Here is a 17,535-nt window from a genome sequence, read left to right on the forward strand (position 1 = left end):
TGACTATGCAACTGGTTTGGCTGCGCAGCGACCTGCGCCTACATGACAACACCGCATTGAGCGCTGCGATGGAGCGCGGCCCGACCATGGCTGTCTACCTGATCAGCGCCGAACAATGGCTCGCCCATGATGATGCGGCCTCCAAGGTCGATTTCTGGCTGCGCAATCTGTCGCAACTGAGTCATGCGCTAGGGGAAATAAACGTCCCACTGTTGATCCGCCACGCGGACACCTGGGATCAAGCGCCGGGCGTGCTGCTTAAGCTGTGCAACCAACACAACGTGAAAGCGCTGCACCTCAACGACGAATACGGCGTTAACGAGATGACCCGTGACCGGGCCGTTGGCGAAACCCTGCAAGATGCGGGCGTTCATTTTCACAACTATCTGGATCAACTGTTCTTCAAACCCGGAAGCGTGCTGACCAAGTCGGGTAATTATTTCCAGGTTTTTAGCCAATTCCGCAAAGTCTGTTATGCACGCCTGAACCTGTCCATTCCGCCGTTGGTTCAGCGCCCGACAGCTCAAGCGGGCCTGCCCATTTCCAGCGACCCGGTGCCGTCTACCGTGAATGGTTTCACGCCGCCGACTAAAACGGTGCGCGAGTTGTGGCCCGCAGGCGAAGAAGAAGCGCGCCGCCGGCTAGAAGCTTTCACCGACCAACAGATCAATTATTACGAAAGCGAACGCGACTTTCCGGCAAAACCCGGCACCAGCCAATTGTCGGCTTACCTCGCAGCAGGCGTCATTTCACCTCGCCAATGCCTGCATGCGGCACTGCGAAGCAATCATGGCGAATTCGACACCGGCAGCCCTGGTGCAGTTACCTGGATCAACGAGCTACTGTGGCGGGAGTTTTACAAACATATTCTGGTCGGCTACCCACGGGTTTCGCGGCACTGCGCGTTTCGCCCCGAAACCGATTCAGTGCAATGGCGTCACGCGCCTGCGGACTTAGCGGCCTGGCAAGAGGCGCGCACCGGCCTGCCAATCATCGACGCCGCCATGCGCCAACTGCTCGATACCGGCTGGATGCATAACCGTCTGCGGATGGTCGTTGCGATGTTTTTGACCAAAAACTTATTGATCGACTGGCGCTTGGGCGAACGGTTTTTCATGCAGCACCTGATCGACGGCGACTTGGCAGCCAACAACGGCGGCTGGCAGTGGAGCTCGTCGACCGGTACCGACTCCGCGCCGTACTTTCGGATTTTCAACCCGCTCAGTCAGTCAGAACGATTCGACGGCGAGGGACTATTTCTCAAGCAGTGGCTGCCCGAGTTAGCTGATCTCAACAAAAAAGAAGTTCACAACCCGTCCGCTACGGGCGGCCTGTTTGGCCTCGCCGACTACCCCAAGCCCATCGTGGACTTGGCCCTCAGTCGCCGACGAGCGCTGGCCGCCTTCAAAAACCTGCCCCACCGTCAGCCAGGGGGAACATTCCATGAGTGATTACCTACGCCGCTTCGCTCAGAGCTTTGCTGCGCTGGACAAGCATTCGCTGGACCAACTCGGCGAGCTTTACACCGATGACGTGGTGTTTACCGACCCACTGCACGAAGTCACTGGCCTTGGTAACGTTCGGCGCTACTTCGACGAGCTGTACGGCAACGTCAGCCAACTGCGCTTCGAGTTTTACGCATTCGATCAGGTGCGTGAAGGCAAAGGTTACCTGCGCTGGACCATGAGCTTTCGTCATCCACGGCTAAACGCTGGGCACCTGATCCACGTCGAGGGTTGCTCTCATTTGTTATGGAAAGACAAGGTCTATCAGCACCGCGACTTCTTTGATGCGGGCGCCATGCTTTACGAACACGTGCCAATCATGGGCCGAGCCATATCCTGGTTGAAGAGGAGAGTTGCATGACGCCCAATCCAAACGGTCGCAGAATTTGGCTGACTGGCGCCAGCAGTGGCATCGGTCTGGCGCTGGCAGAAGAGTTGCTCAAGGCCGGCCATCGCCTTGCGTTGACCGCACGCTCCCTTGGGCCACTGGAAACGCTGGATCAACTCTACCCCCAGCAAGTCCTGCTGGCACCGGGCGACCTCACTGACAGCGAGCAAATCAAACAGATTGGTGAGCGCATCGCTCAAGTCTGGGGTGCACTGGACACCGCAATTTTGAATGCTGGTACCTGCGAATACGTCGACACCGACACTTTCGATGCGGCCATGATCGAGCGGGTGGTGCGGACCAATCTAATCGCCAGCAGTTATTGCGTTCAGGCAGCATTGCCGTTGCTGCGCCGGGGGAAAAAACCGCACTTGGTGGCCGTCGCCAGCTCGGTGACCTATTTGCCCCTGACCCGAGCAGAAGCCTATGGCGCCTCCAAAGCCGGTCTGCGCTATCTGTTCGAAGCGTTGCGCATCGACCTGGCCCATGAAGGCATTGACGTCACCATTGTCAGCCCTGGTTTCGTCGACACGCCGCTGACGGCCAACAACGATTTTCCGATGCCGATGCGCTGGCCGGTGGACAAAGCCGCCCGGCACATTGCCGAGCGTTTGCAGCGCCCCAATCGTCCGTTGGAAATAGCCTTCCCTGCCGCCTTTATTCTGAGCCTGCGACTGATGGCGATGCTGCCCAAACGTCTGCAACTTGCGGTCGGCAAACGCATGGTTCGCCCGCCGAGCACGGAAAAGGTCATCCCATGAAAATTGCAATCGTTGGTAGTGGCATCTCCGGGTTGACCGCCGCGTATCTGCTCAACCGGCGCAACGACATCAGTGTATTTGAAGCCGCTGATTGGGTGGGTGGTCACACGCACACAGTGGACGTCACCGTAGACGGCGCGCAGCATGCCATCGATACCGGTTTTATCGTCTTCAACGACTGGACTTACCCCAATTTCATTCGATTGCTGAGCACGTTGGGCGTCCCTTTCAAAGCAACAGAGATGAGCTTCTCGGTCTGCGACCCACGCTCCGGCGTCGAGTACAACGGGAATTCACTGAACAGCTTGTTCGCCCAGCGCAGCAACCTTTGCTCACCCTCGTTTTGGCTGATGTTGCGCGACATCTTGCGCTTCAATCGCGAGGCGCTGAATGACCTCCACATGCAGCGCATCGCCGCCGACACCACCTTGGGCGCTTACCTGAAAAGCGGCGGCTACGGCCAACGGTTTACCGAGCACTACATCGTGCCCATGGGCGCGGCGATCTGGTCGATGTCCCTCGCGGACATGCTGAGCTTCCCCCTACAGTTCTTTGTGCGTTTCTTCAAAAACCACGGCTTGCTCTCGGTGAACCATCGGCCGCAATGGTGTGTGGTCGAAGGCGGCTCCAGCCGCTATATCGAACCGTTGATCGCGTCGTTCCGAGACAAAATCCGCCTGAACTGCCCTGTGCATCGGGTCGAGCGCGATGAGCAAGGTGTAGTGATTCACAGCGCAGCTGGCAGTGAGCGCTTCGATAAAGTCGTGTTTGCCTGTCACAGCGACCAAGCCTTGCAGATGCTGGCGAAACCGAGAGCAGTCGAGCAGGAAATCCTGGGCGCCCTGCTCTATGCCGACAACGATGTGGTGCTGCATACCGACATCCAGTTATTGCCGAAACGTCCCTTGGCCTGGGCCAGTTGGAACTATCGCCTCGGCGGTGACGAACAGCATTTGGCGGCCGTGACCTACGACATGAACATCCTGCAAGGGCTGAAGTCCGACACCCGCTTTTGCGTCAGTCTGAACCAGACGGCGGCCATCGACCCGAGCAAAATTCTCGCTCGCTACCGCTATTCCCATCCGCAATACAGCCTGACGGCCGTCGCGGCTCAAGCACGCTGGGAAGAACTGTTTGGCGCGCAGCACACCTATTATTGCGGCGCTTATTGGGCCAACGGTTTTCATGAAGACGGCGTTGTCAGTGGCCTGCGGGTGGCTCAGGCATTTGGGGAACTGCTGTGAACAGCGCCCTTTACAGTGGCTGGATCGCTCATCGGCGGTTCTCGCCAAAAGCCCATGACTTTCGGTACCGGATTGGCCTGTTGTATCTGGACCTGGCAGAACAAGACGGGGTACTCGCGCTGTCGCCGTTGGCCGGTAGCAGCCGATTCGCGCCGTTTTCATTTCGACAAACTGATTATTTGAAGACCTACACCGGGCGCGGCGTGCCGCTGATCGACGCTGTGCGCGAGCTGGTGGGCGCAGCGTTAGGCCATACCCCGCTGGGTAAAATCTGTCTGTTAACCCAAGCCCGCAGTTGGGGCCTGTCGTTCAACCCGGTGAGTTTTTTTTACTGCCATGAGGGCGACGGGCAACTGGCAGCCATTGTGTGCGAAGTCACCAATACCCCTTGGGGCGAGCATTACCACTACGTGTTACCCGCCGACGGCGATGGGCATCAGCACTTCGCAGTGGCCAAGGCATTTCACGTTTCGCCGTTTCTGCCCCGGGATCTGGAGTACCGCATGAGCTTCAGCCCCCCGGCTGAAAAACTGGGTGTGCACATGGCTGACTGGCAAGGCGAACTCAAGGTGTTCGACGCGACGCTCAACCTGCAACGCCGAGCCCTGAACCGCGCCAGCCTGCACCGTTATTTGCTCGAATTCCCCTGGATGACGGCCAAGACCTGTCTGGCGATTTATTGGCAAGCATTACGTTTGCTCATAAAACGAATGCCGATTTTTTCCCATCAGGCTGCTGACGCTGCCTTTCGTATTGCCGCCGCGCAACCCAAGGATCCTCGCCATGAAAAGTAGCAGCATAACGGCTAATTTCAGCACCAACAGCCTGACGGCGAGCCTCCTCCGGCGCGGCGTCTTGCGTCAACTTGCACGGCTGCAACGCGGGCAATTAGTGGTCACTGAAGGCAATGATCGCTACGTCTTCGGCGCAGTCGGTGCGCTGCTGCAAGGGCAAATCACGGTGGTTGATCCCGCCACCTGGGGCATGGTCGCCAGCAACGGCTCGATTGGTGCGGGGGAAGCGTTTATCCATGGCTATTGGACGACTCCGGACCTGACTGCAGTCATTCGCGTGTTAGTCAGCAACCTGGAAGTGCTCGATGCAATGGAAGGAGGCCTGGCCAAACTGAGTCGACCGTTCATTCACGGTTTGCATTGGCTTAATCGCAACACCCGCAAAGGCTCGCAAAAAAACATCGCGGCGCACTACGACCTTGGCAACGAGCTGTTCGAGCAGTTTCTCGACCCGACCATGATGTACTCCGCCGCGCAGTTCCTTAGCGCCGATGACACCCTGGAGCAGGCCCAGTTGAACAAGCTGGAGCGGATCTGCCAGAAACTCGCGCTCAAACCGTCGGATCATTTATTGGAAATTGGCACGGGCTGGGGCAGCATGGCGATTTACGCTGCGCAGCACTACGGTTGCCGGGTGACCACCACCACGCTGTCAAAAGAACAATTCGCCCACACCGAAAAACGCCTCCTGAAGCTCGGGCTGCAAGATCGAGTGACGCTGCTGCTGGAGGATTACCGCGACCTCACGGGTGAATACGACAAGCTGGTGTCCATCGAAATGATCGAGGCCGTCGGTCACCAGTTTTTACCGACCTATTTCAAACAGTGCGCGCAACTGCTCAAGAGCAACGGATTGATGCTGATCCAAGCCATCACGATTCGCGAGCAACGTTACGAACAAGCAAAAAAAACCGTCGACTTTATCCAACGCTATATCTTTCCGGGCGGCGCCCTGCCCTCTGTACAGCGGATGCTGGAGGTGGTGGGTCGCGATACCGACATGAACCTGATGCACATGGAAGACTTCGGCTTGCATTACGCGCGGACGCTGCGGATGTGGCACGAGAACTTTCGTCATGCCCACGGCTATTTGATGGAACTGGGTTACGACGATTATTTCCTGCGGCTGTGGGAGTTTTACCTGTGCTACTGCGAAGGCGGCTTTCTCGAACGCACCATCGGCACTGCGCAATTGCTGCTAGCCAAGCCCAACGCCATGCCGCAACCACTGCTGGGCCGCTTCGATGCCTAAACGCTTAGCCAACGCGCTGCTGTTCCAAATCGGTTGGTTTGCCTGCGTACTGGGCGCAGACAGTCTTTGGCTGTTGCTGGCAGGGGGCGTGCTGGCGGTGCATCTGCTGTGGATAAGTTCGTGGCGGGCGGAAGGTCCGTTGATACTCGGCGTGGCGCTGATCGGCACATTAATCGACAGCCTGCTGCTGAAGGCCGGAGTATTCAGTTTTGCCACTGACGGGCCGTTGATTCCCCCCTGGCTGATGGTGCTATGGGCTGTTTTGGCCATCACACTCAACCACTGCCTGAATTGGACCGCCAAACCTTGGTGGCGCGCCAGTGTCCTAGGCGCTATCGGCGGGCCGATGTCGTATTACGCCGGCTCACAGATGGCCGGCGTTGAACTGCCGCTGGGGCTTTGGCCAAGCATGTTGTTGCTGGGGATTGTCTGGGCGGTGTTGTTTCCGCTTTTGCAGAAGTTGGCAAAAATCTGTAAGCATCGAGTCTGGCTATAGAGGAGGTGTTTTGTCGCGGCGGTCACACGAGTGCTGCGCAACGGCATACACTGCGCGCCTATGACAACCACTAACATCCCACTGACTCAAATCCCAACAGAACCGGCCATCACGTGCTCGACCTGTGCGGCTTGCTGCTGCCAACTGGAAGTGATGCTGATCACCGACACTGGCGTGCCTGACCGTTACATCGATAACGACGATTGGGGTGGCGAGGTCATGTTGCGCCTGGATGACGGTTGGTGCGCAGCCCTGGATCGCAACACCATGCTGTGCACCATCTACGAAAAGCGCCCACTGATTTGCCGCGAATTCGAGGCCGGGGCCGATGATTGCCTGAACGAACGCCGCGGAATAGCCACAGCATATCGGTAAGTATTTCGACCTGCCTCCCACCCCTGTAGAGCCAATTCTGTGCAGGGGTGGGGTTATTTCCCGCCATCGTTCAAACCTAGAACGGCACCGTGTAGTGCAGCGCGTAACTTTCTACACCGCCGTTCGGCTCTTTGATACCGCCGTTGGAATAATGTGTCGCGCGAATGCCCACTTCATTGCCACCGGCGAAACGCAAACCAAACCCGACGCGGTCTTCGAACAAAAACGCGGTACTCAGCTTCTGATCTTCTATGCGGGTACTGGAGAAAACCGCCACGCCAATACCTGCTTCCACATACGGTTTAATGCTTGCCGAACCGAACTCATAAACAAATACCGGCGAGAACGACAGGCTGTTATTACCCGAAGTCTTGTCCCCGGTCCAGTAGGTATAAGCACCGTTCCAATACCCCGTCAGGCGCCCGACGTCGGACTGGAACCAGCTTTTGTCCCAATCAAACTGCACGCCCAGTCGGTATGTCTGCGTCGACTCCCCCGTCTCTCCGACTGACAATTCAAGACCCGCGGCTTGAGCAATAACACTTTGCCCCATTAATGAGGCCGCAATCGCAGCCAAACAAAACAGTCGCTTCATCAGAAACACCCTATTTGCATAACGTTTCAGGAATTTTTTTAATACACAGACTTTTTATAGAAATCCCGGCGCACGCTTAAGTTCCAGCTCAACTCCGCGCCCTTGACACATTTTTTACATTGCGAAGAATCGCACATCGCCAGATTTATTCCATAGCAATGGCAATATGTTTCTAAACAACTCAGGAGAGGCGCTGGTCCAGAAGTGAGTTTCTTGAGCGGGGCCTTGCGCCAATAAGTTGCGCTGACCAAGCAAACGTTGAAGCTGACGCGCTACAGCGCCGCCGGTGTCGATCAAACTGATGGACTCCGGGATCATTTCGCGCAGCAGCGGCTTGAGGAAGGGATAGTGCGTACAACCGAGAATAATAGTGTCACACCCCGCAGCCAATAAGGGCTCGACGTAACTGCGTAGCAAGTTGCGGAGGGTCGGACTGACCAGATCGCCGATTTCGATCAACTCGACCAAGCCCGGACACGGCTGGGTAATCACTTGCACATCGATGGCAAATCGGTCGAGCAATGCGGCGAATTTAGCGCTCTGTAGCGTGCCGGTGGTCGCTAATACACCGACCACACCGCTTCGGGTTGCCGCCGCAGCCGGTTTGACGGCGGGCTCCATGCCAACGATGGGCCAGTCCGGATAACGCTGGCGCAGGTCGGCGACACCGGCCACCGTGGCGGTATTGCACGCCAAGACCAACGCTTTGGCGCCTTTTTCATGGAAAAAATCAGCCATGACCACACAGCGTTGCCGAATGAATTCCGGGGTTTTCTCGCCGTAGGGAATGTGACCGCAATCGGCCACGTACAGCAGCGATTCATTGGGCAACAGGCTGCGTATCTCACCTAATACCGACAAACCACCCACCCCGGAATCGAAAACCCCTATGGGTGCTTCAGGCGTTTTAGTCATGCGCGGAGCCACAGACACTGCACGCCGGATCGCGCTTGACCCTGAGTTCACGAAAACGACTGGTCAAGGCATCAATCAACAACAAGCGCCCCACCATGGGTTCACCGAAACCAGCCAGCAATTTCAACGCTTCCAGCGCTTGCAAGCTGCCGACCAACCCCACCAAAGGGCCAATGACACCGGCTTCGCTGCACGTCAGTTCGTCTTCGTTGCCGTGGCCATAAAGGCAGTGGTAGCACGGGCTTTCGGCGCGCCGCGGATCGAACACCGACAGTTGGCCTTCCAGGCGAATCGCCGCACCGCTCACCAGTGGTTTACGGGCCGCGACGCTGGCCGCGTTCACCGCTTCGCGAGTGCCAAAGTTGTCGGAGCAATCGAGCACCAGATCCACTGACGCAACCACAGCCGCCAAGGTGTCAGCGTCCAATGCGCTGCGATGAGCGATCAGTTTCACTTCGGGGTTGATGGCGGTGAGCCGCTCGATGGCTGAATCGACTTTGCTCATCCCGACGCTGTGACTGTCGTGGATGATCTGCCGCTGCAAATTGGTCAGGTCCACGGTGTCGAAGTCAGCCAAATGCAGCTCGCCGACCCCGGCCGCCGCCAGATACAACGCCACCGGCGACCCAAGGCCACCGAGGCCGACAATGAGTGCGCGGCTGTTTTTGAGGCGTAATTGGCCGTCGATATCAACGTGCTGCAACAGGATCTGTCGGCTGTAACGCAACAGTTCCGCGTCAGTCAGCATGGACGACGGCCAAGGGTGATGCGTTCGTGAGCGCCCAAATCCATGCGACTGTGAATACGTTCAAACCCTTCGCTGGCCATCAGGTCGCGTACGGCAGCGGCCTGATCGTAACCATGCTCCAGCAGCAACCAACCACCCGCTTCGAGGTGTTGCGGCGCCTGCGCAATGATCAGCCGTATGTCATCTAGGCCGTCAACGCCGGCCACCAGCGCACTGCTCGGCTCAAACCGCACATCGCCTGCTGACAGGTGCGGATCGGCGGCCGCGATATAAGGCGGGTTACTAATGATCAGATCGAAACGCCGTTCTTGGAGGGCGCTGAACCAATGGCTGTTCAAGACGGTGGCGTTGTCCAGGTGCAACCGATGACGATTGCGCTCCGCCAAGGCCACCGCTTCAGGCACACGGTCCACGGCCGTCACAACCCAGGCCGAGCGCTCATTTGCCAGCGCCAAGGCAATTGCGCCGGTGCCGGTTCCGAGGTCAAGCACTGTCACCGGCGCCAATGTCGGCGTGGTCGCATGCAGTTCCAGCGCCGCCTCGACCAACAGCTCAGTGTCGGGCCGTGGAATCAGCGTGTGCGGCGCAACTTCAAGGTCGAGTTTCCAGAAACCCTGCTGACCCAGAATATAAGCCACGGGCTCACCGGTTCGTCGCCGCTCCAGGTAGGACGCAAACATCAGCGCCGCTTCGGTGCTGACGATGCGTTCAGGCCAGGTGTGCAAGAAGCTCCGAGGCTTCCCCAACGCTGCGGCCAACAATAACTCCACGTCCAGACGCGCAGTCGGCGAATCCGGTAGCTCGGCGGCTCTTAACAAGCTGGCGATAATCGTCATTTATTCACCCAATGCCGCAAGTTGATCGGCCTGATACTCAGCTAATAGCGGCTCTATCACTGCATCGACCCCGCCCGCCAAAACTTCATCAAGAGAATACAGCGTCAAGTTGACACGGTGGTCCGTGACCCGACCCTGCGGGAAGTTATAGGTGCGAATTCGTTCGGATCGATCGCCGGAACCCACTAACAGTTTACGCTCGCTGGCGATGGCATTGGCAGCCGCGCTGGTTTGCTGATCATTGAGTTTCGCTGACAGCCATGACATCGCCCGTGCACGGTTCTTGTGCTGGGAACGCTCTTCCTGGCACTCGACCACAATACCGGTCGGCAAGTGGGTAATGCGCACAGCGGAGTCGGTTTTGTTGACGTGCTGGCCGCCTGCGCCAGAGGATTTGTACGTATCCACCCGCAGGTCGGAAGAATTGATCTCGATCACCTGCTGTTCGTCGGGCTCGGGCAATACCGCCACGGTGCAGGCAGACGTATGGATTCGACCCTGGGATTCGGTCTCGGGAACCCGTTGAACCCGGTGCGCGCCAGACTCGAATTTCAGTTTGCCGTAAACGTTTTCGCCTTCTACACGAGCAATGACTTCTTTGAAGCCGCCATGCTCGCCGATGTTTTCAGAGAGAATTTCCACTCGCCAGCCGCGACGCTCGGCGTACCGCGAGTACATGCGGAACAAATCGCCAGAAAATATCGCGGCTTCATCACCACCGGTTCCGGCGCGAATTTCCAGGAATACGTTACGGCCGTCGTTGGGATCTTTAGGCAGCAACATGCGCTGTAGCTGACCTTCGAGGTCAAGCAACTGGGCCTTTGCGTCGCGAACTTCTTCACCGGCCATTTCACGCATGTCCGGGTCACTGTCCTTGAGCAACGCCTGTGCCCCTTCCATGTCGCCCACTACTTTGAGCAATTGGTTGTAGGTCGTGACGATCGGCTCGACTTCAGCGTATTCGCGGGAATAGGCGCGGAATTTGTTTTGCTCGGAAATGACCTCAGCATCGCCTAGCAGTGCGGTCAATTCCTCATAACGGTCATTGAGGATGTCCAGCTTATTGAGCAGTGAAGCTTTCATTGCGGGGGTTTATCCGTCGAGCCCTCACCGAGGGCAAAAAGTTCCTGGGCCATGGCCAGCGCGTCGAGGCGGCCTTCGGCTGTCAGCTTTTTCAGTTGCACACTGGGGGCGTGCATCAGTTTATTCGTCAGGCCACGCGCCAACTGCATCAGCACATCTTCTGCGCTGCTGCCGTTGGCCAACATCCGTTGAGCTTTGAGCAGTTCGTCGTCACGCAGACGCTCGCTTTGCTGGCGGTAGGCCTTGAGCACATCCACTGCCGCCAATTCGCGCAAGCGCAGCATAAATTCGTTGGCACCGATGGTCACCAGTTCTTCAGCCGCTTGCGCAGCGCCTTGGCGACTCTTCAGGTTTTCAGCGACCACTTCGTGCAGGTCATCGACGCTATAAAGGTAAACGTCGTCCAACTCGCCGACTTCGGGCTCGATATCCCGAGGAACGGCGATATCCACCATGAAAATCGGTTTGTGCTTACGCAGCTTCAAGGCGCTCTCCACCGCGCCCTTACCGAGAATCGGCAACTGGCTGGCGGTGGAACTGATAACGATGTCACTGTTGACCAACTCAGCGGGAATGTCCGAGAGCAATACCGCATGCGCGCCGAACTCGGCGGCCAGGATACTGGCGCGCTCCAGCGTGCGGTTGGCCACGACAATACGCTTCACGCCCAGCTCATGCAGATGCCGGGCGACCAGCGTAATGGTTTCACCGGCACCAATCAGCAACGCCTGACTGCGCTGCAAGTCGCTGAAAATCTGTTTCGCCAGGCTCACCGCCGCAAACGCCACCGACACCGGGTTTTCACCGATGGCGGTGTCGGTACGCACCTGTTTCGCAGCATTGAACGTGGCCTGAAACAATCGACCGAGCAGCGGGCCAACGGTCCCCGCTTCCCGTGCAACGGCGTAGGCGGACTTCATTTGGCCGAGAATCTGTGGCTCGCCCAATACCAGCGAATCAAGCCCCGAGGCGACCCGCATCATGTGACGAACTGCCGCATCATCTTCGTGCACATAAGCACTGGCGCGCAGCTCTTCCAGGCTCAGATGGTGGTAATCGGCCAGCCAACGCAGAATTGAGTCGGCAGCAATGTTGTCGTGCTCTATGTAAAGCTCGCTGCGATTGCAGGTCGAAAGGATCGCAGCTTCTCGGCTGTCGGTGAGACGGCAGAGCTGCTGCAACGCCTCTATCAACAGCTCAGGCGTAAATGCCACGCGCTCGCGGACATCGACTGAGGCAGTCTTATGGTTAATACCAAGTGCAAGGAAGGCCATTCAAGGTCGCTGATGGTGACGTGAAGCCGGCAATTGTCCTACTTCGCCTGATTCAGAACAACCACCGCAGACTATTGTCCTAATAGGACTGCTCACTTGATGCCGGTAATCTGGGGTGTTTTCACCCATGACAATCGCACGCTGAGTAGTTTTCGCACGGGCTGTGGGTTTGCTCCAAGGCTTGTGTCATGATGATCTGACCGCAGGTAAGTCGTCCTTCCCCTATATATGAATAGATCCTCCGCGTTATTTCTCGCCTTTGTCTTTTTGAACGGCTGCCAGGCTCTGGCTCCCGTTTCCCCGGATGCCACCGCGCCGGCCGTAGACACGACACCCGCGCCTGCCGCCAAACCGCAGGTTTATAGCTCGTTCTCTCAAGAGACGGTTGTCAGCCTGTTGGCGGCGGAGCTAGCTGGCCAGCGCAATCGCTTCGACATTGCCCTGGACAACTACGTCACCCAAGCGGTTATTACCCAGGACCCGGGGGTTTCCGAGCGAGCCTTCCGGATTGCCGAGTACTTGGGCGCCGATCAGGCCGCGCTTGATACCTCGTTGATTTGGGCGAAAGACGACCCGACCAACCTTGAAGCTCAGCGCGCCGCAGCGATTCAACTGGCCCGTGCCGGTCGCTACGACGAATCCATGGCGTACATGGAAAAAGTGCTCCAGGGTAAAGGCGATACGCATTTTGATTTTCTGGCCCTGTCTGCGGCAGAAACCGATGCCGATACGCGCGCCGGCCTGCTGAAAAGCTTTGATCGCCTACTTAAGAAATACCCGAAAAACGGTCAGTTGATTTTCGGCAAAGCATTGCTCCTTCAGCAAAACGGCGATGCCCAGCAGGCCTTGACGTTGCTGGAAGACAACCCACCGACAGACGGTGAGGTTGCACCTATCCTACTGCGCGCGCGCATTCTTCAAGGGATGGACCGTGGCAAAGAAGCCCTGCCAATCCTGCAAAAAAACATCAACAAATACCCCGACGACAAACGTCTGCGCCTAACGTACGCACGGATGTTGGTCGAGCAAAACCGTATGGAAGACGCCAAGGTGGAGTTTTCCAGCCTGGTCCAGCAATTCCCGGACGACGACGAGTTGCGTTACTCGCTGGCGCTGGTGTGCCTTGAGGCCAAAGCCTGGGACGAAGCTGTCGGTTATCTCGATGATCTGATCACTCGCGGCAGCCACGTTGATTCGGCGCACCTGAACCTCGGTCGCGTGGACGAAGAACGCAACGACCCCGACAAAGCCCTGGTCGAATATGCCCAAGTCGGCCCCGGCAACGACTACTTGGCCGCTCAGTTACGTCAGGCCGATATCTTGATGAGTCACGGTCGCACCGCCCAAGCCTCCAAGTTGCTGGCCTCGGCCCGGGATACTCAGCCCGATTACGCGATTCAGCTGTATTTGATCGAAGCCGAGACGCTGGAGAACAACAAGCAGCTCGACCAGTCAGCCCATGTGCTAGAGGTGGCTCTTAAACAATACCCTGACGACCTGAACCTGCTCTACACCCGCGCCATGCTGGCGGAAAAACGCAACGATCTGGCGCAGATGGAAACCGACCTTCGCGCCATTCTCAAGCGTGAACCGGACAACGCCATGGCACTGAACGCATTGGGCTACACGCTTTCAGACCGCACAACGCGCTATGCCGAAGCCAAAGAGTTGATCGAACGCGCTCATCACCTAAACCCGGAAGACCCGGCTGTCCTCGACAGCCTGGGTTGGGTGAATTATCGCCTGGGAAACCTCGACGAAGCCGAGCGCCTACTGCGTCAAGCACTAGAGCGCTTCCCCGACCATGAAGTCGCGGCTCACTTGGGCGAAGTTCTGTGGGCCAAAGGCAATCAACGCGAAGCCCGTAAAGTCTGGGGCAAGGCCCTTGAACAACAACCTGACAGCCCAATTCTGCGCAGCACTCTGCGGCGCCTGACCGGATCCGAGACTCTTTAATTTTATGTTTTTGCGCCACGTTATCGTTTTCAGCTTGATCACCCTGCTCGCCGGCTGCGCCGGTTTTACTAACCGCGAAGCCGTACAAGGCCAGGGCAACCCTGCGCAATGGCGCGAGCATAAAGTACAACTGAGCAGCCTCGACGGCTGGCAAATCAGCGGCAAGGTCGGCATTCGAGCCCCTAAAGACTCGGGCAGCGGCACCTTGTTCTGGTTGCAACGCCAGGACTACTACGACATTCGCCTTTCCGGCCCTCTGGGACGCGGCGCAGCACGCTTGACTGGCCGTCCTGGCGCCGTAGCGCTGGAAGTTGCCAATCAGGGCCGCTTCGAAGCCTCCAACCCCGAAGACCTGTTGCAAGCGCAACTGGGCTGGAAGTTACCGGTCTCGCATCTGGTCTGGTGGGTGCGCGGCCTCCCCGCCCCCGACAGCAAAAGCAAATTGACGCTGGACGGTGACAGCCGCCTCGCCAGCCTTGAACAAGATGGCTGGCAAGTCGAATACCTGAGCTATTCGGAACAGAACGGCTACTGGCTACCCGAACGCATCAAGCTGCACGGCCAAGACCTCGACGTCACGCTAGTGATCAAGGACTGGCAGCCACGCAAATTGGGGCAGTGAGCATGATTCCTGACCGCCTGACGCTGCCTGCACCGGCCAAACTCAACTTGATGCTGCATATTCTCGGGCGACGTGCTGACGGCTATCACGAGCTGCAGACGTTGTTTCAGTTCCTCGATTATGGCGACGAACTCAGTTTTGCCGTGCGCGATGACGGCGAAATTTGTCTGCAGACCGACATTCCTAACGTCCCCCACGACGGTAATCTGATTGTCAAGGCCGCCCGCGCACTGCAAAAACAGTCCGGCAGCAACCTCGGCGTAGACATCTGGCTGGAAAAACGTTTGCCCATGGGCGGAGGAATCGGTGGCGGAAGCTCCGATGCAGCGACGACGCTGCTGGGCCTCAATCACCTTTGGAAACTTGGCTGGGACGAAGATCGCCTGGCCGCTTTAGGCCTGACATTGGGCGCAGACGTCCCGGTTTTCGTGCGCGGACACGCGGCTTTTGCCGAAGGCGTCGGAGAAATATTGACCCCTGTAGACCCCGAAGAACCGTGGTATCTGGTGCTTGTGCCGCAAGTATCTGTAAGTACAGCAGAAATTTTTTCCGATCCGCTGTTGACACGTGACACTCCTCCAATTAAAGTGCGCCCCGTTCTTGAGGGAAACAGTCGAAATGACTGTCAACCGGTTGTAGAGAGGCGTTACCCAGCTGTTCGTAACGCTTTGAATTTGTTAGGCAAATATGTCGACGCAAAATTAACCGGAACTGGAAGTTGTGTGTTTGGGGCCTTCCCAAACAAAGCTGAAGCTGATAAAGTCTCGGCCCTTCTAACAGAGACCCTTACAGGGTTTGTAGCAAAGGGAAGCAACGTTTCGATGTTGCATCGCAAGCTGCAAGAGCTGTTCTAAGAACTGAGTGCTGGGCACTCAGATGCATCAATTACAGGGGCGTCGCCAAGCGGTAAGGCAGCAGGTTTTGATCCTGCCATGCGTTGGTTCGAATCCAGCCGCCCCTGCCATTTTCTATACTCATCCAGGTATACCCTCAGCCGGCAGGTAGTGCGCGTGTCCAAGATGATGGTCTTTACGGGGAACGCCAACCCCGATCTAGCTCGACGTGTAGTACGTCAGCTACATATCCCACTAGGTGATATCTCTGTCGGTAAGTTCTCCGATGGCGAAATCAGCGCTGAGATTAACGAAAACGTTCGCGGTAAAGACGTCTTCATTATCCAGCCGACTTGTGCCCCAACGAACGATAACCTGATGGAACTGGTAGTGATGGCTGACGCCTTCCGCCGCTCTTCGGCTTCTCGTATCACTGCGGTAATCCCATACTTTGGTTATGCCCGTCAGGATCGCCGTCCGCGTTCCGCACGTGTAGCTATCAGCGCGAAAGTTGTGGCTGACATGCTTACCGTGGTCGGGATCGATCGTGTTCTCACGGTTGATCTGCATGCTGACCAGATTCAGGGTTTCTTCGATATTCCGGTAGATAACATCTACGGCTCCCCGGTATTGGTGGATGACATTGAAGACCAACGCTTCGAAAACCTGATGATCGTATCCCCGGATATTGGCGGCGTCGTGCGTGCACGTGCTGTTGCCAAATCTCTGGGCGTCGACCTCGGGATCATCGACAAGCGCCGTGAGAAAGCTAATCACTCTGAAGTGATGCATATCATCGGTGATGTTGAAGGGCGCACCTGTATTCTGGTCGATGACATGGTCGATACCGCCGGCACTTTGTGCCACGCGGCCAAGGCCCTGAAAGAGCATGGCGCTTCCAAAGTCTTTGCCTACTGCACGCACCCTGTGCTGTCGGGCCGGGCTATCGAGAACATTGAAAATTCCATGCTGGACGAACTGGTGGTAACTAATACCATCCCGTTGTCCGCTGCTGCACAAGCCTGTTCACGTATCCGTCAATTGGATATTGCACCGGTAGTCGCCGAAGCGGTTCGCCGCATCAGCAACGAAGAATCGATCAGCGCGATGTTCCGCTAAGGGCTCTGCCCTACGCTGCATCTCGTTGTCGAAAAGCGCCCCGCCCCAACCTATTGTTGGGGCGGGGCTTTTTTGCCCATATCGCCTGAGCGCCGGTCGCAAACGCTGGGCGAATGTGGTTATTTTGGAGAAACACCATGAATGAATTTACTTTAAATGCTGAACTGCGTTCCGACCTGGGGAAAGGTGCGAGCCGCCGCCTACGTCGTCTCGCGAGCCTGGTTCCAGCTGTAGTTTACGGTGGCGAAAACGCCCCGGAATCCATCAGCATGACCGCCAAAGACGTAGCCAAACTGCTCGAAAACGAAGCTGCTTTCAGCCACGTTATCGAACTGAATGTTGCTGGCACCAAGCAGAACGTCGTTATCAAGGCACTGCAACGTCACCCAGCTAAAGGCCACGTGCTGCACGCTGACTTCGTACGTGTAATTGCTGGTCAGAAACTGATCGCTCACGTACCGGTGCACTTCATCAATCAAGAAGCGCCAATCAAGAAAGGCGGCGAAATCTCGCACGTTATTTCTGAAGTTGAAGTGACTTGCTTGCCGAAAGATCTGCCTGAGTTCATCGAAGTCGACTTGGCTAACGCCGAAGTTGGTTCGATCGTTCACTTGTCAGACCTGAAAGCACCAAAAGGTGTTGAGTTTGTTGCTCTCGTGCACGGTAACGACTTGGCTGTAGCCAACGTTCACGCACCACGCGTAGCACCTACTGAAGAAGCACCTGCAGCCGAGTAATT

General features: G+C 57.1%; 19 protein-coding genes and 1 tRNA gene. 14 read left to right on the forward strand and 6 right to left on the reverse strand.

Annotated features, from left to right (window positions below):
* The first annotated feature begins 5 nt into the window (after positions 1-5).
* From phrB to RHM65_RS01365, 8 genes are read left to right on the forward strand one after another with little or no spacing between them, the layout of a single operon-like run.
* A complete protein-coding gene (phrB, locus tag RHM65_RS01330; RefSeq protein ID WP_322167739.1) occupies positions 6-1,451 on the forward strand; it encodes a deoxyribodipyrimidine photo-lyase in 1,446 nt (481 codons plus the stop codon).
* Positions 1,444-1,866: a nuclear transport factor 2 family protein gene (locus tag RHM65_RS01335; protein ID WP_322167738.1), complete on the forward strand. Its 423-nt coding sequence runs from the start codon at positions 1,444-1,446 to the stop codon at positions 1,864-1,866. The genes phrB and RHM65_RS01335 overlap by 8 nt, the downstream gene beginning before the upstream one ends.
* Complete coding sequence (locus RHM65_RS01340; RefSeq protein WP_322167737.1) at positions 1,863-2,654, forward strand: SDR family NAD(P)-dependent oxidoreductase; 792 nt, start codon at positions 1,863-1,865, stop codon at positions 2,652-2,654. Before RHM65_RS01335 ends, RHM65_RS01340 begins: the two co-directional genes overlap by 4 nt.
* A complete protein-coding gene (locus RHM65_RS01345; RefSeq protein ID WP_322167736.1) occupies positions 2,651-3,898 on the forward strand; it encodes an NAD(P)/FAD-dependent oxidoreductase in 1,248 nt (415 codons plus the stop codon). The genes RHM65_RS01340 and RHM65_RS01345 overlap by 4 nt, the downstream gene beginning before the upstream one ends.
* Positions 3,895-4,692 carry a DUF1365 domain-containing protein gene (locus tag RHM65_RS01350; RefSeq protein ID WP_322167735.1) on the forward strand — a complete coding sequence of 266 codons (798 nt, stop codon included), beginning with the start codon at positions 3,895-3,897 and terminating at the stop codon, positions 4,690-4,692. The genes RHM65_RS01345 and RHM65_RS01350 overlap by 4 nt, the downstream gene beginning before the upstream one ends.
* Positions 4,682-5,944 (forward strand): cyclopropane-fatty-acyl-phospholipid synthase family protein, encoded by a 1,263-nt coding sequence (locus RHM65_RS01355; protein ID WP_322167734.1) that lies wholly within the window; start codon positions 4,682-4,684, stop codon positions 5,942-5,944. The genes RHM65_RS01350 and RHM65_RS01355 overlap by 11 nt, the downstream gene beginning before the upstream one ends.
* The gene (locus RHM65_RS01360; protein WP_322167733.1) at positions 5,937-6,440 is read left to right on the forward strand and encodes a DUF2878 domain-containing protein; all 504 of its coding nucleotides are present in this window, start codon (positions 5,937-5,939) and stop codon (positions 6,438-6,440) included. The genes RHM65_RS01355 and RHM65_RS01360 overlap by 8 nt, the downstream gene beginning before the upstream one ends.
* A gap of 60 nt (positions 6,441-6,500) precedes the next feature.
* Positions 6,501-6,815, forward strand: a complete 315-nt coding sequence (locus RHM65_RS01365; protein ID WP_322167732.1) for a YkgJ family cysteine cluster protein — start codon at positions 6,501-6,503, stop codon at positions 6,813-6,815.
* A gap of 76 nt (positions 6,816-6,891) precedes the next feature.
* Here RHM65_RS01365 and RHM65_RS01370 read toward each other — a convergent pair whose 3' ends face one another.
* The 6 genes from RHM65_RS01370 to hemA form a co-directional block, all read right to left on the reverse strand.
* Positions 6,892-7,410, reverse strand: a complete 519-nt coding sequence (locus RHM65_RS01370; RefSeq protein WP_322167731.1) for an acyloxyacyl hydrolase — start codon at positions 7,408-7,410, stop codon at positions 6,892-6,894.
* Between the two features lie 114 nt (positions 7,411-7,524).
* Positions 7,525-8,325 carry a glutamate racemase gene (gene murI, locus RHM65_RS01375; RefSeq protein ID WP_322167730.1) on the reverse strand — a complete coding sequence of 267 codons (801 nt, stop codon included), beginning with the start codon at positions 8,323-8,325 and terminating at the stop codon, positions 7,525-7,527.
* On the reverse strand, positions 8,318-9,073 hold the full coding sequence (locus RHM65_RS01380) for a molybdopterin-synthase adenylyltransferase MoeB (protein WP_322167729.1): 756 nt from the start codon (positions 9,071-9,073) through the stop codon (positions 8,318-8,320). The genes murI and RHM65_RS01380 overlap by 8 nt, the downstream gene beginning before the upstream one ends.
* Positions 9,067-9,909: a peptide chain release factor N(5)-glutamine methyltransferase gene (prmC, locus tag RHM65_RS01385; protein ID WP_322167728.1), complete on the reverse strand. Its 843-nt coding sequence runs from the start codon at positions 9,907-9,909 to the stop codon at positions 9,067-9,069. Before prmC ends, RHM65_RS01380 begins: the two co-directional genes overlap by 7 nt.
* Positions 9,910-10,992 carry a peptide chain release factor 1 gene (gene prfA, locus RHM65_RS01390; RefSeq protein WP_322167727.1) on the reverse strand — a complete coding sequence of 361 codons (1,083 nt, stop codon included), beginning with the start codon at positions 10,990-10,992 and terminating at the stop codon, positions 9,910-9,912.
* Positions 10,989-12,266, reverse strand: coding sequence for a glutamyl-tRNA reductase (hemA, locus tag RHM65_RS01395; protein WP_322167726.1), 1,278 nt, complete (start codon positions 12,264-12,266; stop codon positions 10,989-10,991). The genes prfA and hemA overlap by 4 nt, the downstream gene beginning before the upstream one ends.
* 228 nt (positions 12,267-12,494) lie before the next feature.
* Between hemA and RHM65_RS01400 the strand changes: the two genes are divergently transcribed.
* From RHM65_RS01400 to RHM65_RS01425, 6 genes are all read left to right on the forward strand, one after another.
* Positions 12,495-14,222 (forward strand): tetratricopeptide repeat protein, encoded by a 1,728-nt coding sequence (locus RHM65_RS01400; protein ID WP_322167725.1) that lies wholly within the window; start codon positions 12,495-12,497, stop codon positions 14,220-14,222.
* A 4-nt stretch (positions 14,223-14,226) separates the two neighbouring features.
* Positions 14,227-14,844 (forward strand): lipoprotein insertase outer membrane protein LolB, encoded by a 618-nt coding sequence (gene lolB, locus RHM65_RS01405; protein WP_322167724.1) that lies wholly within the window; start codon positions 14,227-14,229, stop codon positions 14,842-14,844.
* A gap of 2 nt (positions 14,845-14,846) precedes the next feature.
* Positions 14,847-15,698: a 4-(cytidine 5'-diphospho)-2-C-methyl-D-erythritol kinase gene (ispE, locus tag RHM65_RS01410; protein WP_416194754.1), complete on the forward strand. Its 852-nt coding sequence runs from the start codon at positions 14,847-14,849 to the stop codon at positions 15,696-15,698.
* A gap of 35 nt (positions 15,699-15,733) precedes the next feature.
* Positions 15,734-15,808, forward strand: a tRNA-Gln gene (locus RHM65_RS01415).
* 46 nt (positions 15,809-15,854) lie between these two features.
* A complete protein-coding gene (locus RHM65_RS01420; protein ID WP_297840316.1) occupies positions 15,855-16,796 on the forward strand; it encodes a ribose-phosphate pyrophosphokinase in 942 nt (313 codons plus the stop codon).
* Between the two features lie 137 nt (positions 16,797-16,933).
* A complete protein-coding gene (locus tag RHM65_RS01425; RefSeq protein WP_322167723.1) occupies positions 16,934-17,533 on the forward strand; it encodes a 50S ribosomal protein L25/general stress protein Ctc in 600 nt (199 codons plus the stop codon).
* Positions 17,534-17,535 lie beyond the last annotated feature (2 nt).

Origin of the sequence: Pseudomonas sp. CCI4.2, assembly GCF_034350045.1 — a bacterium.
Classification (GTDB): Bacteria; Pseudomonadota; Gammaproteobacteria; order Pseudomonadales; family Pseudomonadaceae; genus Aquipseudomonas.